General features: G+C 61.2%; 19 protein-coding genes and 1 pseudogene. 17 read left to right on the top strand and 3 right to left on the bottom strand.

All coding sequences use genetic code 11. The features are described 5' to 3' along the window. The gene (locus ABNT42_RS00160) at positions 1 to 867 is read right to left on the bottom strand and encodes a helix-turn-helix transcriptional regulator (RefSeq protein WP_348692772.1); all 867 of its coding nucleotides are present in this window, start codon (positions 865 to 867) and stop codon (positions 1 to 3) included. 93 nt (positions 868 to 960) lie between these two features. Here ABNT42_RS00160 and ABNT42_RS00155 point away from each other — a divergent pair, with 93 nt between their 5' ends. After that, positions 961 to 1839, top strand: coding sequence for an SDR family oxidoreductase (locus ABNT42_RS00155; RefSeq protein ID WP_348692415.1), 879 nt, complete (start codon positions 961 to 963; stop codon positions 1837 to 1839). Between the two features lie 29 nt (positions 1840 to 1868). On the opposite strand, the gene ABNT42_RS00150 is transcribed toward ABNT42_RS00155, so the two are convergent. Continuing rightward, positions 1869 to 5327: an EAL domain-containing protein gene (locus tag ABNT42_RS00150; protein ID WP_348692413.1), complete on the bottom strand. Its 3459-nt coding sequence runs from the start codon at positions 5325 to 5327 to the stop codon at positions 1869 to 1871. Between the two features lie 261 nt (positions 5328 to 5588). On the opposite strand from ABNT42_RS00150, the gene ABNT42_RS00145 reads away from it, so the two are divergent. From ABNT42_RS00145 to ABNT42_RS00075, 15 genes are all read left to right on the top strand, one after another. Then, positions 5589 to 6341, top strand: coding sequence for a transporter substrate-binding domain-containing protein (locus ABNT42_RS00145; protein ID WP_348692411.1), 753 nt, complete (start codon positions 5589 to 5591; stop codon positions 6339 to 6341). A gap of 134 nt (positions 6342 to 6475) precedes the next feature. Beyond that, positions 6476 to 8533: an ATP-binding protein gene (locus ABNT42_RS00140; protein WP_348692408.1), complete on the top strand. Its 2058-nt coding sequence runs from the start codon at positions 6476 to 6478 to the stop codon at positions 8531 to 8533. A gap of 77 nt (positions 8534 to 8610) precedes the next feature. Continuing rightward, entirely contained in the window at positions 8611 to 9006 is a 396-nt protein-coding gene (locus ABNT42_RS00135; protein ID WP_348692405.1) for a hypothetical protein, read from the top strand. A 168-nt stretch (positions 9007 to 9174) separates the two neighbouring features. Next, positions 9175 to 10557: an AMP-binding protein gene (locus ABNT42_RS00130; RefSeq protein WP_348692402.1), complete on the top strand. Its 1383-nt coding sequence runs from the start codon at positions 9175 to 9177 to the stop codon at positions 10555 to 10557. Between the two features lie 32 nt (positions 10558 to 10589). After that, positions 10590 to 11363 carry an SDR family oxidoreductase gene (locus ABNT42_RS00125; RefSeq protein WP_348692399.1) on the top strand — a complete coding sequence of 258 codons (774 nt, stop codon included), beginning with the start codon at positions 10590 to 10592 and terminating at the stop codon, positions 11361 to 11363. 1 nt (position 11364) lies between these two features. After that, positions 11365 to 12495 carry a ketoacyl-ACP synthase III gene (locus ABNT42_RS00120; RefSeq protein ID WP_348692396.1) on the top strand — a complete coding sequence of 377 codons (1131 nt, stop codon included), beginning with the start codon at positions 11365 to 11367 and terminating at the stop codon, positions 12493 to 12495. 16 nt (positions 12496 to 12511) lie between these two features. After that, a complete protein-coding gene (locus ABNT42_RS00115; protein WP_348692393.1) occupies positions 12512 to 13144 on the top strand; it encodes a NeuD/PglB/VioB family sugar acetyltransferase in 633 nt (210 codons plus the stop codon). 12 nt (positions 13145 to 13156) lie between these two features. Next, positions 13157 to 13381 carry an acyl carrier protein gene (locus tag ABNT42_RS00110; RefSeq protein WP_348692391.1) on the top strand — a complete coding sequence of 75 codons (225 nt, stop codon included), beginning with the start codon at positions 13157 to 13159 and terminating at the stop codon, positions 13379 to 13381. Position 13382: 1 nt separating this feature from the next. Further along, complete coding sequence (locus ABNT42_RS00105) at positions 13383 to 13616, top strand: acyl carrier protein (protein WP_348692388.1); 234 nt, start codon at positions 13383 to 13385, stop codon at positions 13614 to 13616. 2 nt (positions 13617 to 13618) lie between these two features. Further along, positions 13619 to 14092: a 3-hydroxyacyl-ACP dehydratase FabZ family protein gene (locus tag ABNT42_RS00100; RefSeq protein ID WP_348692385.1), complete on the top strand. Its 474-nt coding sequence runs from the start codon at positions 13619 to 13621 to the stop codon at positions 14090 to 14092. Continuing rightward, a complete protein-coding gene (locus tag ABNT42_RS00095) occupies positions 14089 to 15861 on the top strand; it encodes a thiamine pyrophosphate-binding protein (RefSeq protein WP_348692383.1) in 1773 nt (590 codons plus the stop codon). Before ABNT42_RS00100 ends, ABNT42_RS00095 begins: the two co-directional genes overlap by 4 nt. Before the next feature lie 9 nt (positions 15862 to 15870). Beyond that, positions 15871 to 16896 (top strand): N-acetylneuraminate synthase family protein, encoded by a 1026-nt coding sequence (locus tag ABNT42_RS00090; RefSeq protein WP_348692380.1) that lies wholly within the window; start codon positions 15871 to 15873, stop codon positions 16894 to 16896. After that, positions 16893 to 17489: an alpha/beta hydrolase gene (locus ABNT42_RS00085; RefSeq protein ID WP_348692377.1), complete on the top strand. Its 597-nt coding sequence runs from the start codon at positions 16893 to 16895 to the stop codon at positions 17487 to 17489. The genes ABNT42_RS00090 and ABNT42_RS00085 overlap by 4 nt, the downstream gene beginning before the upstream one ends. After that, positions 17489 to 18574 carry an acyl-protein synthetase gene (locus ABNT42_RS00080; protein WP_348692375.1) on the top strand — a complete coding sequence of 362 codons (1086 nt, stop codon included), beginning with the start codon at positions 17489 to 17491 and terminating at the stop codon, positions 18572 to 18574. The genes ABNT42_RS00085 and ABNT42_RS00080 overlap by 1 nt, the downstream gene beginning before the upstream one ends. Then, complete coding sequence (locus ABNT42_RS00075) at positions 18574 to 19794, top strand: acyl-CoA reductase (protein ID WP_348692372.1); 1221 nt, start codon at positions 18574 to 18576, stop codon at positions 19792 to 19794. Before ABNT42_RS00080 ends, ABNT42_RS00075 begins: the two co-directional genes overlap by 1 nt. 30 nt (positions 19795 to 19824) lie before the next feature. Here ABNT42_RS00075 and ABNT42_RS00070 read toward each other — a convergent pair whose 3' ends face one another. Beyond that, positions 19825 to 20940 (bottom strand): DegT/DnrJ/EryC1/StrS family aminotransferase, encoded by a 1116-nt coding sequence (locus ABNT42_RS00070; protein ID WP_348692370.1) that lies wholly within the window; start codon positions 20938 to 20940, stop codon positions 19825 to 19827. Between the two features lie 822 nt (positions 20941 to 21762). On the opposite strand from ABNT42_RS00070, the pseudogene ABNT42_RS00065 reads away from it, so the two are divergent. Continuing rightward, a pseudogene (locus ABNT42_RS00065) lies at positions 21763 to 23225 on the top strand (heme utilization protein); the annotation flags it as partial.

Below are 23225 nucleotides of genomic sequence, written 5' to 3'. Positions count from 1 at the left end.
CTATCTGCTTTCTTCGTGTAATGCCGGGGTTAATCGTTGCTCGCTGCGATCCATCAGCGCCTGTATGCGGCTAAGGCTGCGTGGGTCGGCGGGCGTGTAGACCAGCAGTGACAGGTCGGGCCGGCCATCGACGGCAAAGGTCGAGTATTCCAGTGCCAGAGTGCCGGCCAGCGCGTGGTTGAGCTGCTTCTGCCCTTCGCCGAATTCCAGCACTTCGTTGGAACGCCACAGGGTAGCAAATTCGCTGCTCTCGCGGCACAGTTCATCTACCAGCGCGCGGGTGGTTTCGGTGGCGCCGGCGCGGGCGATATCGGCACGGAACACGGGCACCACGTAGCGCGCCACAGCGTGCCAGTCCGGCTGGGCTGCGCGCACGGCCGGATTGAGGAAGAATAGCCGCAGCATATTGCGCTGCGCAGGGGCCAGCGCCGCATAGTCGACGAACACGGCGCAGGCCGCGCGGTTCCACGCCAGCACATCCCACGTGGCGCTGCGGATCAGGGCCGGACTGCTAGCTAGCGCATCGAGCACTTTCTGCAGGCGCGGGGTAATCCCGTCCTGCGGCTGGTAGCGGATTTCCGGGGCATGGCCGAAGGCCAGCAGAAACAGGTGCTCGCGCTCCACTTCGGTCAGCAGCAATGCCGCCGCCAGCCGTTCCAGCACGGCGCGTGAAGGCGCTCCGCCGCGCCCCTGTTCCAGCCAGGTGTACCAGGTAGCGCTGATGTGGGCGCGCTGCGCTACTTCTTCACGGCGCAGGCCGGCCGTGCGGCGCCGGCTGCAGCCATAGCCCAGTGCCACGGCATCGAGCCGCTGGCGCCGGTCTTTCAGATAGGTCCCTAGCGTGAGCTGGTCGGTCGGCATGGCGATCCTGTTAATGGTTATACCTGTATAAAGTCTCTTATTTACCAGCATAAGAGAGCCAGCGATAGTACACCCTTCTACGATTTGAAGGGAAATATCATGCAGGTACTGGTAACGGGAGCAAGCGGCTGGGTAGGTTCGGCGGTGGTGCGCGAATTGCTGCATGGCGGTCATCAGGTGACGGGGCTGGTACGCAGCAGCGCGGGCGCTACCGCACTGGCGGCGATAGGCGCGGGCAGCGTGCTGGGCACGCTGGATGATCTGGCGCTGCTGCAGCACAGTGCAGCGCAGGCCGATGCGGTGATCCACACGGCCTTTAATCACGATTTCTCGCGCTTTGCGGACAACTGCGCACAGGATCAGCGCGCTATTGCCGCGCTGGGCGCCGGTCTGGCCGGCAGCGACAAGCCGCTGCTGGTGACGTCGGGCGTGGCCCATCTGGCCCAAGGACGGCCCGCCACGGAGGCCGATCTTCCGGCCGATCCGCCCGGCTATCCGCGCCGCTCCGAGGCCGCCGCGCGCGAACTGGCACAGCAGGGTGTCCGCGCCGCCACGGTGCGGCTGGCCCCCAGCGTACATGGCGTGGGCGATCAGGGCTTCATGCGCATCCTGATCAATCTGGCGCGCCAGACCGGCGTGTCGGCCTATCTGGGCGATGGCCAGAACTGCTGGCCCGCCGTACACCGTGAAGATGCGGCGCTACTGTACCGGCTGGCGCTGGAGAGTGGCGTGCAGCAGCCGGTCTACCATGCGATCGACGAAAGCGGCATTCCGTTCCGCCAGATCGCCACGGCCATCGGACAGGGGCTGGGCCTGCCTGTGGCCGAACGGGGCCCCGAACACTTCGGATGGTTTGCCGGCTTTGCCGGCTTGCACATGCCCACCAGTAGCGCCCGTACCAGCGCGCTACTGGGCTGGCACACGGCGGCGCCCGGCCTGCTGGCCGATCTGGCCTTGCCCGCCTATTTCCAGTCCTGAGTGTAGTGCGATAGCGTCGGCCGGTGATGTCAGGCGGCCGGCGACCATGCGGGCAGGCGGGTCCAGGCCTGTTCCTGCTGCCAGCGCGCCAGCCAGTCGAATAGCTGGTCGGCCGGCATGGGGCGGGCGATGCCGTAGCCCTGCGCCAGTTCGCAACCCAGCTGTAGCAGGGCGGCGCCATGTTCCAGCGTTTCCACGCCCTCGCCGATCACGCTGCGGTGGCAGGCGCTGGCCAGCCGGATGATGCCTTCGACGATGCCGCGGTCATCGGGATCGATCAGGATGTCGCGAATAAAGCTCTGGTCGATTTTCAGCAGATCGACGGGCAGCTGGCGCAGATAGGTCAGCGAGGAATAGCCGGTGCCGAAATCGTCCAGCGCGAAGTGCACCCCCAGTTCGCGGCAGCGTAGCAGGATGGCGATGGCTTGTTCCATATCCGCCAGTGCCGCCGTTTCCAGCACTTCCAGTTCCAGCAGTTCGGGCGGCATGTCGGTATGTTCGGCCAGCAGCGCTTGCAGATGGCTGACGAAGCCGCCATGCAGCAGGTGGTCGGCGCTGATGTTGACGCTGATGCTGGTAGGGCAGCCGGCCCGCGCCCAGCGGGCGCCCTGTGCCAGTGCCGCGCGCAGTACCCATTCGCCCACTGGCTGCTCCAGCGGACTGCCATCGATGGCAGGCAGGAACTGTGCCGGCGCTAGCAGGCCTTGCTCCGGATGCTGCCAGCGCAGCAGCGCTTCCACGCCCACTAGCTGGCCGGTACGCAGGTGTACTTTGGGCTGGTAGTGCAGTACCAGTTGGTCGTGTTCCAGCGCCTGCTGGATGGCATCGAGCACGCGGCGGTGTTCCTGCACCTGCCGGTCGGCTTCCGGATCGAACAGGTGGTAGCGGTTTTTGCCTGCTTCCTTGGCCAGATACATGGCCTGATCGGCGTGGCGCAGCAGCGCATCGGCATCGGAGTTATCGGTCGGGTACAGGCTCACGCCTATGCTGGCGGTGACGCTGATGGCCTCGCCCTCCAGTTGTACCGGGCGGGTGATCGCCTGCAGCACACGGTCGAGTATCAGCATGCATTCTTCCGGCGTGGCGATATCCGACAGCAGCACCACGAACTCGTCGCCGCCCAGCCGCGCCAGCGTGTCTTCGCTGCGCAGCATGTGCTGCAGATGATGTGCCACGCCTACCAGCAGGGCGTCGCCGGCTGCATGTCCCAGCCGGTCGTTGACCTGCTTGAAGCCGTCGAGGTCGATAAAGCACACGGCCAGCGTGCGGCCGCTGCGGGTGGCGCGGGCGATCGCCTGTTCCATCCGGTCGGTCAGCAGGCGGCGGTTGGGTGTGCCCGTGAGGGGATCGTAATGGGCGATGCGGTCGAGCTCCGCTTCGTGCGCCTTGAGCTGGCTGATATCGGAGAACACGCCCACATAGTGTTCGATTTCTCCGCCGCTATTGCGTACGGCGGTAATCGACAGCAGTTCCGCATACAGCTCGCCGTTCTTGCGGCGGTTCCAGATTTCGCCGCTCCAGAAGGTTTTCTGCAGCACGGATTCCCACATGGCGCGGTAGTAGGCCGGGTCCTGCTGGCCGGACGAGAGGATGCTGGGCGAGCGGCCGATGACTTCCCCGGCCGTATAGCCGGTAATGCGGGTGAAGGCGGGGTTGATCTTGGTGATCAGCAGTTCCGCATTGACCACCATGATGCCTTCGTAGCTGCTTTCAAAGACTGTGCTGGCTTCACGCTGGGCCAGTTCGAACTGCTTGCGGTCGGTAATATCGGTATGGGTGCCGGACATGATCAGGGGCCGGCCGTCGGCACTGTGCTGGACGATGCGGCCACGGGTCAGTATCCAGCGCCAGCCGCCCTGCTTGGTACGCATGCGGAATTCGGCCTCGTGGCTGGTGCTGGCGCCGCTCAGATGGCGCTGGATCGAGGCCATCGCACGCGGCAGATCATCGGGATGTACCAGCGTGCTCCAGTTGTCGAGCCCGACGTTCATTTCACCGGGACGGTAACCCAGCATTTCTTCCCAGCGTGCGCTGACTTCGAAGTGCTGGGTCTGCACATTCCAGTCCCAATAGCCCTGATCCGAACCTTCGATCACGCGCGACAGGCGTTGCTGCTGTTCGCGCAGGGCCGCCGCTGCGTGTTTCTTGTCGCTGATATCGGACAGGATGCCGACGATGCGGGCCGGCGTGCCATCGGCGTTGAACTCGGTGGCGCGGCCGCGCGTATGCATCCATTTGATGTCGCCGCTACGGGTCTGCAAACGGAATTCGAAATCGATTCCGGCCGCATGGCCGGTCCGGTGGGCATCCACGGCGGCCATGGCATGGGGCAGATCGTCCGGATGGATCAAGCGCTTGAAGAAGGCCAGATCGTGGGTATCTTCCGCCGCCACATAGCCGGTGACGGCATAGTACTGGGGTGAACGGTAGACTTTGCCGGTGCGCAGATCCCAGTCCCACAGGCCGTCACTGGTGGCTTCGATGGCCATTTCGAAGCGCTGCTGGTTGAGCCGGTTCTGCAGCTCCGCCTGCTTGACTTCCGTGATGTCGCGCGAAATGCCGAACAGGCCGCCGATCTGGCCCAGATGGTTGAGGATAGGGCCTTTGGTGACGGAGAAGTCGCGCACGCTGCCGTCCGGCAGCGTGAGATGTTCCTCGTGCGACTGGATGGCGCCGCTGGCCATGACGGCGTGGTCCTTGTCCTTGATCACCTGCGCCGAGGCGCTATCGAGCAGGGCATAGTCGTCCTGTCCTAGAATCTGCTGCACGGGGCGGCCGAGAAAACCGGCCGTGGCCTGATTGGCCAGCAGGTAGCGGCCCTGCAGGTCCTTGACGAAGATGGCGTCGGACGTGCCGGAAATCACCGCATCGAGCAACTGGCGCTTGGCTTCCGCGCGGTTGATGGCCTGCTGCAGCATTTCGCTCAGCAGGCTGACGGCGATCCCGTTGACCAGCATGAAAGCCCATTGCAGCAGGATGTCGGGATTGCCCACATGCCAGTCGAAGGTGGGCGGGATCAGATAGTATTCCGTGCTGATGGCGGCCAGCGCCGTGGCCAGCAGGCCCGGCCCCATGCCGCCCAGTGTGGCGCTCAGTACGATGGGCAGCATGAACAGGATCAGCATGGGATCGCGCTGGGTGGCCAAGGCCAGATGCAGGGCCAGCGTGCTGAGCGTGATGGTGGCGGCCACCAGATACATGGGCCAGCGGCCCCGTTGCATGCTCAGGCCACTGGTCAGGGCATTGATCAGGGTCAGGTTGGCGGGCGCGTCGCTGGCCGGTACCGACTTCAGGCCCCAGAAGAACAGCGCGGCCGTGGTGACCACAAAGAACACCCCTTTGGCGGTGGACAGCCAGACCAGCGCCTGGATGTCCGTGAAGGCCGCGAGCAACTGGTCGGACAGGAATATCCACAGCAGTGCGCCGACGACATACAGTGTCGTGACCGAGAGGATGAAACGCTGACGGGCAGAGGTGATCAAACGCATGGAATCTCGCTGTATGCAATTACACCGGCGGGGCAGCATATCGCAAGCTCGGGGCGATACCAGCGCAGGCCCATCCAATCTGACGGGTTTGGCGCGATTTGTCCACCAAAATTGCCGCCGCAGCGTTGTAGCCGCGTCAGACTTGCAGCGCGCATGGCACTTGGCGCGGGCAATTTACGCTACCATGACCGCATGCTAAATCGCGCGCGTCATTTGTTGCAAACTGGTGTTTCCCTATATGGGCGGAGCAGGCTTGCGCTCATGCCGGCGCTGGCGCTGAGCTTAGGGCTAGGGCTGGCCGGTCTGCCGGCGCGGGCTGCCGCCCCCATCGAGATCATGGTGGAAGATGCGGCCTCGCCCATGTCCAATCCGGACGGCAGCGGCTATGCCAACGAAGTGGTGCTGGCGGCGTTTGCTGCCGTGGACACGCCCGTCAAGCTGACGGTGGTGCCATATGCCCGCTGCAAAAAATATGTCATGTCGGGTGCCGTGGCAGCCTGCCTCAGCATGTCCGATGCGCCCGAACTGGCCGGCAAGGTGCGTCTGTCCGGCCTGCCCCTGTTCTATGCCTATCCGCGCTTCTTTTACCATGCCAGCCGTCCGGTGGCAGCGAAATCGCTGGCCGAGCTGAAACCGGGCCTGCGCGTGGGCATCGTCAATGGCTATGAATATCCGGCCGAAGTGCGCCAGTTGACGCAACGCGGCATCCATCTGCTCGAAGCCCGTTCGGAGGAAACTAATCTGAAAAAGCTGGCAGTGGGCCACATCGATCTGGTGGTCAGCATGATGGATGAATTCAAGAACGATGACGCCCTGATCGCCAGAGCCGGGGTGCAGCAGGTGGTGTTCGGCTTTGCCAGCACGCCGCAGGGTTCCTACATCGGCTTCAGCAGCCTGCATCCGCAGGGCGAGCAGGCGCGCCAGCTGTTCAACCGGGGCTTTGCTGCCATCGTCCTGAATGGCACCCGTGCCGCCCTTGAGCGCAAGTGGAGAAGCCCTAAGCCCTTGTCCTGAAAGACATTTTGCCGATTTGCTATGTTAGCTGCGAAATAGCAACACTGGCCTAGCTGGCAGGCGCATGGCTGTTTGGTTGCAAGCCACTTCATGGGATACTCGATCCAGGCGCCAGTGCGCTACAGGGTCTTGTCATGTCAGCTTCTGAAATCCGTCCACCGCAAGTGACTGCCGCCTCTGCTGCGGCAGCCGCCGGAGCGGAGTTGCAGTTGCGCAAACTGCGTGAATGCCTGTCCGGTCATGAAATGCTGCATCTGCGTCCCGTGCTGCAGCAGTTGCAGACGGAGAAACTGAACGCGGCGCAGAAGCTGGAATTCGAGGCTTTCCAGTTGCTTAACCGCGCCGCCAATCTGGAAAACGTAGCAGAAGCGCTGCTGATGCCGGCCAAGTCGCTGCAACTGCAGGCCCAGACCGAGCAGCATCCGCTGGCCCAGGCCGCGGCCTTCCGTGCCCTGCACTGGGTGCAGATGCGCATGCGCTTACACCATGCGGCACTCGATAGTCTGGCGCGCGCGGCCGAGCTGTACGAGCGCTGCGCGCTACCGGCACTGGTGGTGCAGATGAAGGCGGCGCGCTGCCGCGTCATGCTGAGCGCGGAAATGCACGAGGAACTGCGCCAGTTCTGCGCCAGCATGCTGGCCCACAGCGATACCCTCAGCCCTGCCATCTATACCACCCTGCTCGATTACTCGGCTTCGGCGTCCTACTATCTGGCGCTGGAAGAAGGTGATCCCGTCAAGGCTGACCAGCACTGGAGCGAATGCCTGTCGCGCCGTGTGCAGGTGCTGCAGTGCACCCGCAAATTCGGGCTGGAATCGCAGGAATGCGTGGCGCTGCTGAATCTGGCCGTGGTGTCGGCCACGCGCGAGCAGACCAGTGACAGCCGCCATTACATGCAGCAGGTGTACGACAAATACGGCAACGATGGCTACTGGGAACCATGGCTGCACCTGTGCCGTTTGCTGATCCAGTGTGCCGAAGGCGAACGCCAGCAGGCCTGGCAGGATCTGCTGGCCTATGACGCCACGCTGGCGCGCGAATCGCTGCACCCCAGCCGGCTGCGCGAAATCAGCCTGTATGCGATCCGCCGCTATGGCCGGCGCTGGGGCCATCTGGAACAGGCGCTGCAGGCTACCATCGATCAGGTGGCGATGGAGCGCTATTACAAGCGCGAGCTGTCCACCTCGCTGGGCGAAACCCTGACGGCTGTGATGGAACGGCCCCAGCTGCTGTACCAGAATGCGCTGCTGGCCCAGCATGGCACGGTGCTGGAGAATTCGCTGGTGCAGCGCAATCAGGAATTGCAGCAGACCTTGGACAGCCTGCAGCGCGAAGTGGCCGTGCGGCAGGCCGCCGAAACGGCCCTGCAGGCGGCGCACGACCGGCTGGAGCAGGAAGTGCGCGAACGCACGGCGGCGCTGGAGCAGGCCATGCATTCGCTGATGCAGCAGGAAAAGCAGCTAGGACTGTCGCGGCTGGTGGTGGGCATGGCGCACGAGCTGAATACGCCGCTGGGCAATGCGCGGGTGGCGGCCAGCGCCATTACGGCACAGGCGGCTAATTTGCAGCAGACCATGAGCACAGGCAGCTTGCGCCGCAGTCAGCTCGATGGCCTGCTCGATGATGTACTGCAGGGTGGTGCACTGGTGGACCGGGCGCTATGCCAGATCAGCCAGCTGGTGGATCGCTTCAAGAGCCTGTCCGGCGAACCGGCGCAGGAAGTGGCCAGCCGTTTCGACCTGAGCGACCGGCTACGCTACTGTGCCGACAACTGGCGCCCGCAGTTGCAGGCACGGGGCATCACCCTGACGCTGGCCATACCCGAGCAGCTGTGGCTGGTGGGCTATCCGGGGGCCTGCCAGATCGTGTTCCAGCATTTGCTGGATAACTGTCTGATGCATGCGTTCGCCCGCCGCAGTAGCGGCAATATCGTGGTGCGTACGGCGCTGCAGGAGCAGACCGTGGTGATCGACTGGATCGACGATGGCTGCGGCATCGCCGCCGAGCACCTGTCGCATGTGTTCGAACCCTTCTTTACCACCCAGCTGGGCCTGACGGGCACGGGGCTGGGGCTGGCCAGCGTGCACAGCATGGTGGTGCGCATGATGCGCGGTCAGGTCATCCTCGACAGTACGGCCGGCATCGGCAGCCATTTCCAGCTACGCCTGCCGAGCGGACTGGAGCCGGTTTGACACGCTTGTGCCTGCTAAGGGATGATGGGCGCCGTTGATGGCGCACACATTGGGCAGAGAGCAGGGAGCAGGCAGGCATGATGGAAGAATTCGAAAAATGGCTGGCACGCGTGCTGGTACTCAACAGCGGCCTGACTTTCGGTGTCTGCCTCGGCTTGCTGGGCACGCCGCAACCGGCGGCGGATCTGCCGTGGCTGTACGGGGCGGCGCTGCTGGGGCTGGTGTCGGGTCTGCTGGCGCTGCGCGGCAAAGCGCTGGGCTGGGCCGGTGCGCTGCTGTACTACGGCGCACAGGTGTTGAGCTACTATCCGCTGGGGCCGCAGGGCGGCACAGGCTGGTCGCTCAAGGCGGGCCTGAGCATAGGCTGGGTGCTGCAGTTTGCCAGTGCCGTGCTGGTGATCAATATGCTGGCGCTGGTGCTGCTGGCCGCCAGCGGCTGGATGCTGTGGCGCCGGCGGCATAGCCGGAACTGAGGCGGATTTCCCGCCCTACTCCAAGTTGGAGATTTGCGGTGGCCGATGTACTATGGCTCAGCAGTCAGAGCGGCCAGAGCAGCAAACCCGCCCCGGTGACTGTGGCGGAAGCTGGCGAGCGGACGCGAGATCCGTACCTTTAGACCAAACAGTCCCATGTTCGATTTCATGAAATTTGCGTCCCATCCCTGCCTCGAAGGCGATGGTCAGCGCTATACCTATCAGCAAGTGCATCAGACCCTCGCGCTGATGCAGCCGCATTTCATCGAACGCCAACTGGTGCTGTGCCTGTGCGAAAACACCCCCTCCGCGCTGCTGGCCTATTTGTCCTGCCTAGAATTTAATCAGGTAGCCATACTGGTGGATGCGGCCCAGAAAACCGCGGCCCTGCAAAGCATTATCGACCAGCATGATCCGGCGCTGATCTGGCTGCCCGAGCGGCGCTGCGCCGAATTCGGCGCCGGCAGCGTGGAATACCGGCTGGGCAGCTATGTGCTGTGGCGCCGCACTGCGGCCCCGCTGGCGCTGCATCCTGAACTGCAACTGCTGCTGACCACTTCCGGCTCTACCGGCAGCAGCAAGTTTGTCCGCTTGAGCCGGCAGAATCTGCTGGCCAATGCCAGTGCGATCTGCCGTTATCTGGATATCCGTGCCAGCGACGTGGCTGTGACGACCTTGCCGTTCAGCTATTCCTTCGGCCTGTCCATCATTCATACCCATCTGCTGATGGGTGCGTCCATCCAGCTGACCGAGCTGACTCCGCTCAGCCGCGATTTCTGGAATCTGCTGCAGGACAAAGCCGTCACTTCCCTGTCCGGCGTGCCCTACACGTTCGACATGCTGAAGCGGGTCAAACTCGAGCGTTTCGAGCTGCCTGCCCTGCGCTATCTGACACAGGCGGGCGGTAAACTGGGACCGGACGGACTGGCCTATCTGCTGCGGCTGGCGCAGGAAAAACACTGGTCCTGCTACGTCATGTACGGCCAGACGGAAGCCAGCGCACGCATGGCCTATCTGCCTGCCGAATGGCTGGAACGCAAGCTGGGCAGCATAGGTCAGGCGATTCCCGATGGCCGTTTCGAGCTGGTGGATGAACAGCGCCAGGTCATCGAGGGCGCTGCTGTCAAAGGCGAACTGGTGTACTACGGACCGAATGTGGCACTAGGCTATGCCACTTGCCGCGCCGATCTGGCCAAGGGCGACGAATGGCAGGGGCGCTTGTACACAGGCGATGTAGCTTATCGCGATGCCGACGGCTGCTACTACATCGCCGGCCGGCTCAAGCGCTTCCTGAAGATCTTCGGCAACCGCGTGTCGCTCGACGAAGTGGAAGCCCTGCTGGCGCAAGCTTATCCGGCTCACGAATTCCTCGCCTACGGTCAGGACGATGCCTTACGGCTGGCCTATGTGGGTGCGCAGCCGGCGGAAGAACTGACTGCCTTCCTGGCGCGCCAGCTGGGTCTGCACCGCACGGCGATCCGCTGCCATGCACTGGCAGCGCTGCCGCGGCTGGGCAATGGCAAGATTGATTATGCGGCGCTGGCAGTGTGAAGCGCTCCCGATAAGGAAAGAATTCCAGCACCATGACTAAGCGAGCTAACCCAGCTAACCCAGCCGGCCAGAAGACCATACTGGTGACGGGAGCCACTTCCGGCATCGGGCTGGCGCTGGTGCGTCAGCTCGATCAGGCGGGCCACCGGCTGCTGCTGGTAGGCCGTTCGGCCGAAGCACTGGCACAGCTGCAGGGCAGTTTGCAGCAGCCCGGCACGGTGCTGCCGGCCGATCTGGCCGATAGCACCCAGCTGGCAGCGCTGGTGGCCCAGCTGCCCGAGCGTATCGATGGTTTTGTCCATGCGGCCGGGATGGAATCGGTGGTGCCGCTGCGCATGGTGAATTACGACAAATTCGATTATCTGATGCGCTTGCATCTGTACTCCTTCGTCGAGATTGTGCGCCAGATCGAGCGCAACAAAAAGAAGGATGCCGATTACCTGACCAGCGTGGTGGCACTGTCCTCGGTCGCTTCCGATGGCGGTGGCGTGGGCCAGACCATGTATGCCGCTTCCAAGGCGGCGCTGGAGGCGGCAGTGCGGGTGCTGGCGAAAGAGCTGGCGCCCAAGCGTATCCGCCTGAATGCCATCAAGCCCGGCATCGTCGATACCGCCATGACGCGGCGCTGGATGCGCCGTATTGGCATCGCCGATGCAGCGGAAGTGGATAGCCTGCAGCTCAATGGTATGGCCCAGCCTGAAGAAATCGTGGCACTGATCGAGTTCCTGCTGTCGGACCTGTCGCGCCACATCGTTGGTACGCAAATCAAGATAGATGGTGGTGGACCCACTGGAAAGGTATTCTAATATGGCTAATCTGTCGTTCGACCAGTACCGCATCGTGGCTATGGCCAGCAGCGTGCCCACGCCGGTGCGTACCAGCCAGGATTTCGCTGACCAGTACGGCCAGGATGTGGTGGACAAGATCATCAAGAACGTGGGCGTGGTACAGGGCCATCTGTCCGATGAGCACACCACCACGGCCGATCTGTGCCTGCACGCCGCCAACACCATCATCGATGGCATGGGCATAGACCGCGCTTCCATCGATGCCCTGCTATTCGTCAGCCAGACGCCGGATTATGTGGCACCGTCCACCGCCTGCGTGCTGCAGGACCGGCTGGGCCTGTCGGTGGACTGTCTGGCTTATGACATTAATCTGGCCTGTTCCGGTTTTGTCTACGGCATCAGTGCGGCGCTGTCGTATCTGGCCAACCCCGGCATCCGTCGCGTGCTGCTGCTGTGCGGCGACACGGTCAGCAAGCACTGCTCGCCGCAGGACCGCGGGCTGGTGATGCTGTCCTACGATGCCGGCTCGGCCATCCTGATCGACAAGGATGCGGCTGCCAGCGAGCGGGCTTATTTCAAACTGCGCACCAACGGTGCCGGCTACCGCAGCCTGATCGTGCCTTACGGCGGCTACCGCCACCGCATCGGTTCGGCCGAGCGCACCGAGCGCGAGCCTGACGTGTCGCGCTGCGATTACGATGGCTATATGAATGGTGCCGACGTGTTCCGCTTCTCGATCACGGAAGTACCCAAGCTGGTGAAGGACTTCAAAAATGATTTCGCCATCGACTATGGCCAGATCGACCGCCACATCCTGCATCAGGCAAATATCTTCATCATGAAGAATATCGCCAAGCGGGTGGGTATCACGGAAGACAAGATGCCGGTCAGTATAGATCGCTACGGCAATACGGGCGCCGCCACCATTCCGCTGACCATCTGCGACCACTATGCCCGCAATGGCGATGCCGAGGTCAGCGAAACCGTCTCTGTGTGCGGCTTCGGCATCGGCCTGTCGCTGGGGGTGGGCGTGCTGACCATGCGCCATACCAAGGTATTCCAGGTCCGGCTGTGCGGTGATTATTTCGACGATAATATCGACAATCTGCACAACGAGACCAAGAGTCTGGTGAACACCGAAGCAGCTTGATAGTACAGGACAGAATATGGATGTAGTGATTTTCGGGGCTGGCGGTCTGGGGCGGGAGATTTATGACACGCTGCTGACCATCAATGCCGGCGGCCAGGGTACGCAGTACCAGGTGCTGGGCTTTATCGATCAGGTAAAAGCCCCCGGCACGCTGGTGAACGGTGTGCCCGTGCTGGGCGGCAGCGAGGCGCTGGCGGCCTTGCGCGGACGTGCCGCCATGATTATCGGCATCGCCGATGCGGGCGTGCGCAAGAAGCTGCACCAGCAATACCGCGCCGACTTTGCCTTCCCCAACATCATCCATCCGACGGCGCAGGTGTCGGGCTTTGCCCGGCTCGGCTCCGCCATCCTGATTCAGGCCTATTGCATCGTTGCAGCGAACGCCAGTCTGGGCGACGGGGTCATGATGAATGCCCACTCCGGCGTCGGCCATGATGCACAGGTGGAAGACTATTGTGCCATCATGAGTTATTGTGATCTGGCCGGCGGCAGCCAGCTCGGTACGCTGAGCTTTGTCGGCACGGGCGCGAAAGTGATACCTTCCACCCGCATCGCGGCCGAAAGTTATCTGTGTGCAGGAACCGTAGTGTTTAAAGATGTGCTGGAAAAATCTAAACTGATGGGCAACCCGGCAAAAATCATAGGATAAAAGGGGAAAACAATGGATATCGCAGAAAAAAGCCAGTTACTGGCAGAAATGCTCGAAGTCGATGTGTCGGAAATCCAGCCGGAAGCGGAGCTGACGTCCTTCGATATGTGGGATTCGATGGCCGCGCTGTCGCTGATCGCCCTGCTGGAAGAACACTTCGGCCGTGCCGATGTGGATGGCGGCTTGATCCGCAAAATGAAGAAAATCGCAGACGTTTTTAATGTAATGGAAAAATAAGATGAGCAACCTCGACAAATACCAGCAAGTTTTCAAAGAATCCTTCCAGTACACGGGTGATCTGGAGCAGCTCGAATATCAGGGCATCGCCGAATGGGATAGCGTGGGCCATATGCAGCTGATGGCGGCACTGGAAGATGTGTTCGGTATCGAACTGGACGTCGACGACATCATCGACTTCTCCAGCTTCAAGAAGGGCATCACCATACTGGCCAAGTACAACGTGACGATCTGATCATGACTGAACCCCTGAATTTCGATATCAACGGGATCAAGGCTTGCCAGCGCAACCGCCATCCCCTGTTGTTTGTGGACCGCGTGTTTGATGTGGTACCGGGCGAAAAAGCTTCCGGCGTCAAATGCTTCACCTACAACGAATGGTTCTTCCCGGCCCATTTTGACGATGAACCCAATGTACCGGGCTTCATCCAGGTGGAATCGCTGGTGCAGACCTTTATCATGACGTTCCTGTCGAAAGAGGAATTACGGGGCAAGAAGACCAACTTCCTTGGCATTAATAATGTCAAGTTCAAGCGCAAGATCGTGCCCGGCGATACCCTCACCGTGCACGCCACGCTGCAATCGTACCGGCGCGGGATTGCCACCGGCTCGGCGGTGAGCTTTGTCGGCGACGAGCCGGCCTGCTCGGCCGATTTTGTGGTGGCCGTGCCCGATGTCCTCGACCAGTTCAAACCCAAGAGTGCAGCATGAGGCTGGCAGATTTCGTTTTTGAAAAGCTGGCCGACCATGGCGCCGACACCGTGTATCTGGTGACGGGGCGGGGCGCGCTGTTTCTCACCGATGCGGTGGCCAAGTCCAAGCGCTTGCGCCCGGTCTGTACCCACCACGAACAGTCGGCCGCGTATGCGGCGGCGGCGCGCGCGCAGTTGCACAACGCCCTGTCCGTGTGTCTGGTATCGACGGGTTGCGCTTCGACCAATACCGTCACGGGCGTACTGAGCGCCTATCAGGATGGCTTGCCGGTGGTGTTCATCTCGGGCCAGAACGTGCTCAAGGAAACCACTTACTACACGGGCCACAAGCTGCGCACCTATGGCCAGCAGGAAGCCAACATCATCGAGATCGTCAAGTCGATCACCAAGTATGCGGTGACGGTGACGGACCCGCGCCAGATCCGCCAGCAGCTGGAACAGGCCATCTATCTGGCCAATGAGGGCAAGAAGGGGCCAGTCTGGATCGATATTCCGCTCGACCTGCAAAGCGCCCAGATCGAACCGGACGAGCTGGCAGCTTTCGTCGCGCCGGACAGCCCCGTGCAGGCGCCGGCCGCCGAGATCGATTATCTGCGCAGCGCACTGGCACAGGCCCAGCGTCCCGTGCTGCTGATCGGTTCCGGCATACGCTCGGCCGATATGCTGGCTCCGTTTGCCGAGTTTGCCGAAACCAACCAGATTCCCGTGGTGTACACCCCCAGTTCGGCCGATTGCTATCCGCTGGGCCGCCCTCTCTCGGTGGGTTCGCTGGGCAGCATGGGCTGTTCGCGCGCCGGTGCTTTCGCGGTGCAGAATGCCGATTGCGTGGTGGTGCTGGGCAACCGTCTGTCGTCCATCACGACGGGCGTGGACCTGTGCAAATTCGCCCGCAATGCCCGCCTGATCGTGGTCGATCTGGATCAGGACGAGCACCAGAAAAATGAGCTGAAGATAGATCGTCTGATCGTGCAGGATCTACGTTTCCTGTTCGAGCGGCTGGGTCCGCAGCGCCTGAGCGGCGATACGGCGGCGTGGGTGGCCCGCTGCCAGCACTGGAAAACCGTGTTCGCGCGCGAGCCGTATTTTGCCTCGGACGAGCGTATCGACCTGTACGATCTGATGCCGGCGCTGTCTTCGGCGTTAGCCGATGATGCCATCGTGATTACCGATTCCGGCCTGATCGAAGTGATCCTGCCGTCGAATCTGGACTTTGCCGGCCAGCGCCGCGCCATTCATCCCGTGTCGCAAGGGGCCATGGGCTTTTCCATTCCCGCCGTGCTGGGCGTGGCCGATGCGGGTCGCCAGACCGTGGTGGTGGTGGGCGATGGTTCCTTCATGATGAATATGCAGGAACTGGAAACCATACGGGCGCACAAGATTCCACTCAAGCTGCTGGTGGTGAATAACAATGTGTATTCGATTATCCGCCGGCGCCAGCAGGAGCTGTTCCGTAACCGTACCATCGGTACCGATCCCGGCAACGGCGTCACCGTGCCCAGCTTCGAAAAAGTGGCCGCCCTGTTCGACTTCGGCTATGTACGCATCGATACGCTGGAAGGCTTGCAGGCCGGTATAGCCCAGGTGCTGCAAAGCGAGGGGCCGGTGCTGTGCGAAATCATGGGCAAGGACACGCAGGAATATGTGGAAGTGTCACACGCCAAGAATAGCGCCGGTAAATTCGTCCGCCGTCCGCTGGAAGACCAATGGCCTTTCCTGGAAAGGGAACAATTCCTTTCTGAAATGCTCGTCGAACCCATAGATCAGTAAGAGGTAATCGTGAAATTAAATAACGGCGTGGTGATCGAGAACTACGGTAAGCCGTATTTCATCGCTGAACTCAATACCAGCCATTTCGGCAAGCTGGAAACGGCCAAGGAAATGATCATCGCGGCCAAGCAGGCGGGCTGCGATTGCGTCAAATTCCAGTCGTGGTCGGCCAACACGCTGTACTCGAACACCTATTACCGCCAGAACCCGGTGGCTAAGCGCTTTGTCGACAAGTTTTCCTTCGCGCCCGAGCAGCTCAAGGAACTGGCCATGTTCGCCAAGCAGCAGGGTATTTCGTTTGCCTCCACGCCGTATTCGAACGAAGAAGCGGATTTCCTGATCGAACAGTGCGAAGTGCCGTTCATCAAGATCGCTTCCATGGAAATTAATAATTTCCCGTATCTGGAACATGTGGCACGCACGGGTTCGGCCATCATCCTGTCCACCGGCATGGCCGATCAGGAAGAAATCAGCCGTGCGGTACAGACCATACTGGCGGCGGGCAACCCGAATGTGTGCGTGCTGCATTGCGTGTCCATCTATCCGGCCGAGGCGGATACTATCCACCTGAACAATATGCTGACTTTCCGTCAGTTGTATCCGCAGCAGCCGATCGGCTATTCCGATCATACGCTGGGGCTGGCCACGCCCGTGGCGGCGGTAGCGCTGGGCGCGCCCATCATCGAAAAGCATTTCACGCTCGATGCCAAGAAAATCGGCATGGATAACCAGATGGCCATGGAACCGGATGAATTCGGCGCCATGATCACGGCCTGTAACGCCGCCTGGCAATCGCTGGGCTCTGCCACCCGCACTGTATCGCAGGCCGAACTGGCGCAGCGGGCCAATATGCGCCGCAGTGTGGTCAGCAAGCGGCTGATTCCGGCCGGCAGCGTGATCACGCTCGACGATCTGACCTTCAAGCGGCCCGGTGACGGTTACAGCCCGGCCCAGGTGGATGCCGTGGTCGGCAAAGCGGCGCTGGTGGAGATCGCGGCGGACGAAGTGATTTACCCGGCCATGCTGGGCGCATGATCCGTGTCACCCTGCTCAACCGCTCGCGGCCCCGCACAGTGCTGCTGGTGCACGGCTTGTTCACCAGTTCCGGTTACTGGCTGCCGTATCTGGCCAGCCTGAAAGCCTACCGCCTGCTGATTCTCGATATCGATTATCGCCAGATCGGCCAGAGTGGTCAGATCGACGCGTATGTGCAGCAGGTGCAGGAGATTATTGCGCAGCAGGCTGAGGGGCAGGTGGCCGCGGTGATTTCCCATTCGCTGGGCTCACTGATCGCCAGCCGGCTGGCGCCTTCCTGCCGCCAGCTCAGCATAGAAATCTGTCCCGTGCGTTGTGCCACGCGGCGCAATCTGGCCCAGTTTATTGACACCATAGGCGGGCGTATCAAGGCTGCCAACGCGCGCGAGCAGGTGGTGCAACAGTTGCAGGATGCGGATCAGGCCATCGCCCGCCATGCGCGCGAAGTGCCTGCGCCGGCCTCCACCATCATCTATCTGCCGGACGCTGACCCGTTTTTCTCGTATCATCCCGATACCGACTATGTGCAGTTCAGTGGCGACCATTTCGAGATCGCTGCCGCCATGGACGGGATAGGCACAAGGATTTCCTGATGAGTTACTACGATCATTTTGCCGCGCTCGATCCGGAACAGCCGTATGGCTTGCCGGCGGCAGAAAAAAGCCGCTTGCAGCTGGCCCTGCTGAACGAGCTGGGCGCACACCATCGCCAGCATTCGGCTGAATATGCCCGTATCGTTGCCAGTCTGGGTGCACCGGCACAGGCCCAGCGCATGCAGGATCTGCCTTTCCTGCCGGTGCGCCTGTTCAAGCATCTGGACCTGATGAGCATTCCGCGCGAGCAGGTGTTCAAGACCCTGACCTCTAGCGGGACTAGCGGCCAGAGCGTGTCGCGCATCTATCTGGGGCGCGATAATGCGGCCATGCAGACCAAGGTGCTGGGTGCCATCATGACCAGCTTTCTGGGCAAGCAGCGTACCCCCATGCTGGTGATCGATGCGGAAGATATCCTCACCGACCGGCGCAAATTCAATGCCCGCGCAGCCGGTGTGCTGGGCTTTTCCATGTATGGCAAGGAACACGCCTACGCGCTCGACCCGGCCATGCAGCTCAAGGTGGAGGCTGTGCAGGCCTTCTGCGACAAGTACCGCGACAGCGGCATTTACGCGTTCGGCTTCACTTTCGTGGTGTGGAAGTTTCTCTGTCAGGCTTTGCAGCAGCAGGGACTGAAGTTCGATTTCGGTCCCCGCAGCGTGCTGGTACATGGCGGCGGCTGGAAAAAGCTGGTGGAGGAGAGCGTCTCCAACGAAGTGTTCAAAGCCACGCTGCAGGAAAGGGCCGGTCTGGCCCATGTGCACAATTACTACGGCATGATAGAGCAGACTGGCTCCATCTACATGGAATGCGAGCATGGCCACCTGCATACGTCGAATTATTCGGATGTGATCATCCGCGATCCCATCAGCTACCAGCCGTGCGGCGTGGGCGTAACGGGGCTGGTGCAGGTGCTCAGTCTGCTGCCGTATAGCTATCCGGGGCACAGTCTGCTGAGCGAGGATCTGGGCGTGCTGCTGGGCGAGGATGACTGCCCGTGCGGACGGTTGGGTAAATACTTCCACGTACATGGCCGGCTGGCGTCGGCCGAACTGCGTGGCTGCAGCGATGTAAGGCAGCTCTGATGAAACTACAGTTTTTCCTTCCGGCCCGCAGCGAGGCCGAGTCGCTCGAGGTACTGCTGCAGGAGGCCGCAGCGCGTACCGTGATGACGCCGTTCGATCCCGTGCTGGTGCGCTTCGTGGCGGATTTTGCCAAATCCATCCTGCTCGATCCGGCGGCACGGGCCTATCCCGAACTGATCGTGCTGGCGAATTTTTTCAAGTCCGGCAATATTGGCAAACTGCAGCAGGAACTCAGCGGCGCGCCCACTGCGGTGTTTCAGGGACGGGGGCTGGTGTTCCACATGGCGCCCTCGAATGTCGATTCGGTCTTCCTGTATTCCAGTCTGCTGTCCCTGTTATGCGGCAACATCAATCTGATCCGCATCTCACGCGGAGCGGGGCCGCAGATACGCTTCATCATCGACAAGCTGGCCCGTACGCTGGAAACGGCCGGTCTGTCCGAGCGCTTTTTCGTCTTCACCTACGAACATGACGATGCGATCACCAGCCTGATCTCCAGCTACTGCCATCTGCGCGTGGTGTGGGGCGGCGATGCCACCGTCAACAAGATCCGTGCGCTGCCGTTGCGCCCTACCGCCAGCGAACTGTGCTTCCCGGACCGCTTCTCCGCTGCCATGCTCGATGCTGCGGCGGTGTGTGCACTGGCGCCCGAGGCGCTGGCCCAGCTCAGCACCCAGTTCTATAACGACACCATCTGGTTCTCCCAGCAAGCCTGTTCTTCGCCGCGACTGGTGGCATGGATAGGTTCGGCCGAACAAGGCGCGGCTGCGCGCGAGCGATTCTGGGCTGCGTTTGCTGCCCAGCTGGCACATAAAGAGTATGAAAACTCGGCCGGCATGGTAATGGACCGGTTTGTCGCTGCCTGTATGGTGGCCACCACGCCGCAGCACCGGGCCACGCCAGCGCTGGACTTCCCTACCCGCATCCTGCTGGAAAATACACCGTTATCGGCGCTCAAGCACTATCACTGCGGTAATGGCCTGTTCTACGAGCAGGAGTTTGCCGATGTGCCGGCTTTCTTCCGTACCCTGAGCGATCGCGAACAGACGCTGTCTGTGTTCGGCTATGACGGGGCGCAGCTGGCGCCCCATCTGGCGGCCTTGCCGATGCGCGCGCTGGACCGCATCACCCGCATCGGTCATGCGCTGGACTTTAGTCATGTGTGGGATGGCGGCAACCTGCTGCAGTCGTTCACCCGCCAGATCGATATCCGCCTGTAACGAGGGCCAGCCCGGCGCCGGCGCCGGGCTTCAGGCGTAGCGGGCGCAGACGGCGATCACGCGCTGCACATCTTCGCTCGATAGCGTGGGGTAGATAGGCAGGCAGATCACTTCGGCCGCAGCGCGGTCGGCTTTCGGCAGCAAATCTTTGCGTGCCGAAGGCAAGCCGCGGTACATGGGGAAATCCGTAATCAGCGGATAGAAGTAGCGCCGCGCAAAGATGTTCTCTTCCTTGAGCTTGTCGTACAGGGCGTCGCGCGACAGCCCATACTCGCTACCCACCAGTATCGGGAAATAGGAATAGTTGGCTTGCACGTCAGCCATGGGGGCAGGCAGGTGAATACCGCGGATGCCTTGCAGGCCGCTGCGGTAAGCCTGATCGATGATCTGGCGGCGCGCAATGGCCTGATCGACATGCTTGAGCTGCAGCAGGCCGAAAGCGGCGTTCATCTCGCTCATCTTGGCGTTGATGCCGGGCGCCACCACGGTGGTTTCGTTGACGAAGCCAAAGTTCTTTAGCTGGTCAATGCGGGTCTTGGTCTTGGCATCTTTGCAGATGATGGCGCCGCCCTCGAAAGTATTGAAGACTTTGGTGGCGTGGAAGCTCAGTACCGACAGGTCGCCGAAATTCAGTATGCTGCCGCGTTGGTCGCGCACGCCGAAGGCGTGAGCCGCGTCGTAGATCACTTTCAGGTTGTAGTTATCGGCGATCTTCTGGATGGCGTCCACATCGCACGGGCGGCCATAGCAATGCACGGGCAGGATGGCGGTGGTCTGCGGCGTAATCGCAGCTTCGATGTTGGCCGGATCGAGATTGAAGCTGTGCGGATCGATGTCGACGAACACGGGACGGATGCTATTCCACAGCATGGCGTGGCTGGTGGCCACGAAGGAATACGGCGTGGTGATCACTTCGCCGGTAACGCGCAAGGCTTGCAGCGCAGTCAGCAGCGCCAGCGTGCCATTCGAAAACAGCGCAATGTGCTCGACACCCAGATAGTCACACAGAGCCTGTTCCAGTTGCTGGTGGAAGGGGCCGCCGTTAGTCAGGATCTTGTTTTCCCAGATCTGCTCCAGATACGGCATAAATTCCGCCAGCGGGGGCAAGGAAGGCTGGGTGACAAAAATCGGTTCCGCTTTCTTCATGCTGTCCTTTTGACCTGAAAGATCTGCGCGCCTTGCCCGGTCGGCAGCCACGCTGAGTAGTGGGGGAATTTTACGTCATCACTGTTGCGCCCGTGGGACTTTATCGGCACCGGTAAGGACGTGCCGCCACTATAGCGTGGCCGCGCTGTATTCAAACAGGCGAGCAGGGTGGGAAAAGACGGGTATTTGCCTGCATGAAAATTACTAATTTTCTAATTTGGCGCGGAAAAGCCTCGCATTTCCGCAGTTCAACTTTTGCCTCGCCACGGCACAATGTATCAGGGTCACTGTTAGGCCGGGTTTGCGGTCATTGATGTGCGCTTGCGCAGTTTGCCATTCATAGTATTTATGGCAATTCTGTAGGCAGATACACATCATATTGGGAGATAGTTTTCGAAAAAATAATCATTATATTTCAACAGCTTGCGTGATTTTTCTCCGTAAAAATATTTTCTCTTGGAAAGTTTTGAGGATATAATTTACGTGTGGAAACTGTTGCTGGGTAAGGCAGAAAAGGCCTAGGTAAGCGGGTCGGCAAATATTTTAGGCGCGGATCAAAAGTTTACTTAATGAAAGTCGAAATTCAGCCGTTATACCGAAGACGACAGGTAATTTTGCCCGCTGAAGCAGCCAAGTTTCTTTATGGCAAGGCAAGATGACCGGCTTGGTGAGTGCTGCGCTACCCTCGGGAAATGCAGTGATGCAAGCCAGCAAGATGAATTTTTTGAAATATAACCAATAACAGAATTCCGCAAGCAGGCACGGCCTGTTACCGGATTGCTCGATGAGCAGAACGCAGCAGTGCCCTTCAGGAGATTGAGAATGCCAAGCCCATTTATTGCTTTCAGCACCCAGCAAATAGCCAATCTGGATACGAGCCAGATTGCCTCCATTGCGACCGCTGATCTGATCGCGCTGAGCACGGACCAGATCCGGGCATTCTCGACTGCCGCCATTTCCGTGATGAGCACGGCCCAGCTGGCTTACGGCCTGAATTCTCAGCAGGCTGGCGCCCTCACTACCTCGCAGGCAACTGCGCTTTCTTCGCGCCAGCTTGGGGCGCTGACTACGCTGAATGTTGCCAGTCTCGCCACGGCAGATGTGGCCGTGCTGCAGACCTCGGCGTTGCTGGGTTTGAACTCGAACCAGATCAAAGGCCTGACGACCAATCAGGTGGTGGCGCTGACCAGCACGCAAGCCGGCGCACTGACATCGGCACAGATTGTTGCACTGAGCGCCAATGCGGTGGGTGCGCTGGAAACAGTTGATCTGAATCAATTGGTGACCGCAGGTATAGCTGCGCTGGCGACGGCGCAGGTGGCTGCGCTGAGCACCAGTCAGGTCACTTCGCTGGCCACCGCTTCGCTGGTGGCGCTGAATTCGGTCGCTGTGGGTGCGCTGAGCACGGCACAAGTGGCCGCGCTGACCTCGGCGCAAGTGGGGAGTCTGGCCACGGCGCAAATCGTTGCGCTGGGTAGTAAGGCTATCGGCGCTATCGAGACGGCGGATCTGGCCGGTCTGACCACGACCCAGGTAGCCGCCATGCGTACGACGCAGGTGCTGGGTCTGAGCGCCGATCAGGTGGCCAATCTGTCGAGCAATCAGGTGCTGGCGCTGAGCTCGACGGCGCTGAATGCCTTCAGCACGGCGCAGATTGCTGCGCTGACCACGGAGCAGGCTTCCGGCTTCGGTTCGGCCCAGATTGCTGCGCTGACTACCAATAACGTGGGCGCGATTGAAACGGTCGATCTGGCTGCGATGAGCACCCGTGCCATTGCTGCACTGAATTCCGCTCAGGTCAAAGCGCTGAGCACCAATCAGGTGGTGGCGCTGACCAGCAATCAGGCTGGTGCGCTGGGCTCGGCACAGGTGGCGGCCCTGACAGCCAATGCGGTCGCTGCACTGGAAACCGTCGATATGAATCAACTGGCGACGGCTGGTATCGCCGCCTTCGGTACAACGCAAGTGGGCGCTCTAAGCACCAATCAGGTCACTTCGCTGGCCACCGCTTCGCTGGTGGCGCTGAACTCGGTCGCTGTGGGTGCGCTGAGCACGGCACAAGTGGCCGCGCTGACTTCGGCGCAAGTGGGCAGTCTGGCGACGGCGCAAATCGTTGCGCTGGGTAGCAAAGCCATCGGCGCTATCGAAACGGCGGATCTGGCCGGTCTGACGACTAACCAGATGGCGGCCATGCGTACGACGCAGGTGCTGGGTCTGAGCGCTGATCAGGTGGCCAATCTGTCGAGCAATCAGGTGCTGGCCCTGAGCTCGACGGCGCTGAACGC

Origin of the sequence: Duganella fentianensis (genome assembly GCF_964031615.1) — a bacterium.
GTDB classification, from domain to species: domain Bacteria; phylum Pseudomonadota; class Gammaproteobacteria; order Burkholderiales; family Burkholderiaceae_D; genus Rugamonas; species Rugamonas fentianensis_A.
The sequence above is the reverse complement of the archived record's forward strand: the minus strand, read 5'-3'. Positions and strand labels throughout refer to the sequence as shown.

Excerpts from the sequence above, each read along its gene's own strand:
- ABNT42_RS00130 (WP_348692402.1), top strand. The coding sequence starts at position 9,175 with ATGAAATTTGCGTCCCATCCCTGCCTCGAAGGCGATGGTCAGCGCTAT.
- ABNT42_RS00155 (WP_348692415.1), top strand. The coding sequence starts at position 961 with ATGCAGGTACTGGTAACGGGAGCAAGCGGCTGGGTAGGTTCGGCGGTG.
- ABNT42_RS00110 (WP_348692391.1), top strand. The coding sequence starts at position 13,157 with ATGGATATCGCAGAAAAAAGCCAGTTACTGGCAGAAATGCTCGAAGTC.
- ABNT42_RS00080 (WP_348692375.1), top strand. The coding sequence starts at position 17,489 with ATGAGTTACTACGATCATTTTGCCGCGCTCGATCCGGAACAGCCGTAT.
- ABNT42_RS00120 (WP_348692396.1), top strand. The coding sequence starts at position 11,365 with ATGGCTAATCTGTCGTTCGACCAGTACCGCATCGTGGCTATGGCCAGC.
- ABNT42_RS00100 (WP_348692385.1), top strand. The coding sequence starts at position 13,619 with ATGACTGAACCCCTGAATTTCGATATCAACGGGATCAAGGCTTGCCAG.
- ABNT42_RS00075 (WP_348692372.1), top strand. The coding sequence starts at position 18,574 with ATGAAACTACAGTTTTTCCTTCCGGCCCGCAGCGAGGCCGAGTCGCTC.
- ABNT42_RS00135 (WP_348692405.1), top strand. The coding sequence starts at position 8,611 with ATGATGGAAGAATTCGAAAAATGGCTGGCACGCGTGCTGGTACTCAAC.
- ABNT42_RS00125 (WP_348692399.1), top strand. The coding sequence starts at position 10,590 with ATGACTAAGCGAGCTAACCCAGCTAACCCAGCCGGCCAGAAGACCATA.
- ABNT42_RS00085 (WP_348692377.1), top strand. The coding sequence starts at position 16,893 with ATGATCCGTGTCACCCTGCTCAACCGCTCGCGGCCCCGCACAGTGCTG.
- ABNT42_RS00105 (WP_348692388.1), top strand. The coding sequence starts at position 13,383 with ATGAGCAACCTCGACAAATACCAGCAAGTTTTCAAAGAATCCTTCCAG.
- ABNT42_RS00070 (WP_348692370.1), bottom strand. The coding sequence starts at position 20,940 with ATGAAGAAAGCGGAACCGATTTTTGTCACCCAGCCTTCCTTGCCCCCG.
- ABNT42_RS00145 (WP_348692411.1), top strand. The coding sequence starts at position 5,589 with ATGCCGGCGCTGGCGCTGAGCTTAGGGCTAGGGCTGGCCGGTCTGCCG.
- ABNT42_RS00115 (WP_348692393.1), top strand. The coding sequence starts at position 12,512 with ATGGATGTAGTGATTTTCGGGGCTGGCGGTCTGGGGCGGGAGATTTAT.
- ABNT42_RS00140 (WP_348692408.1), top strand. The coding sequence starts at position 6,476 with ATGTCAGCTTCTGAAATCCGTCCACCGCAAGTGACTGCCGCCTCTGCT.
- ABNT42_RS00150 (WP_348692413.1), bottom strand. The coding sequence starts at position 5,327 with ATGCGTTTGATCACCTCTGCCCGTCAGCGTTTCATCCTCTCGGTCACG.
- ABNT42_RS00095 (WP_348692383.1), top strand. The coding sequence starts at position 14,089 with ATGAGGCTGGCAGATTTCGTTTTTGAAAAGCTGGCCGACCATGGCGCC.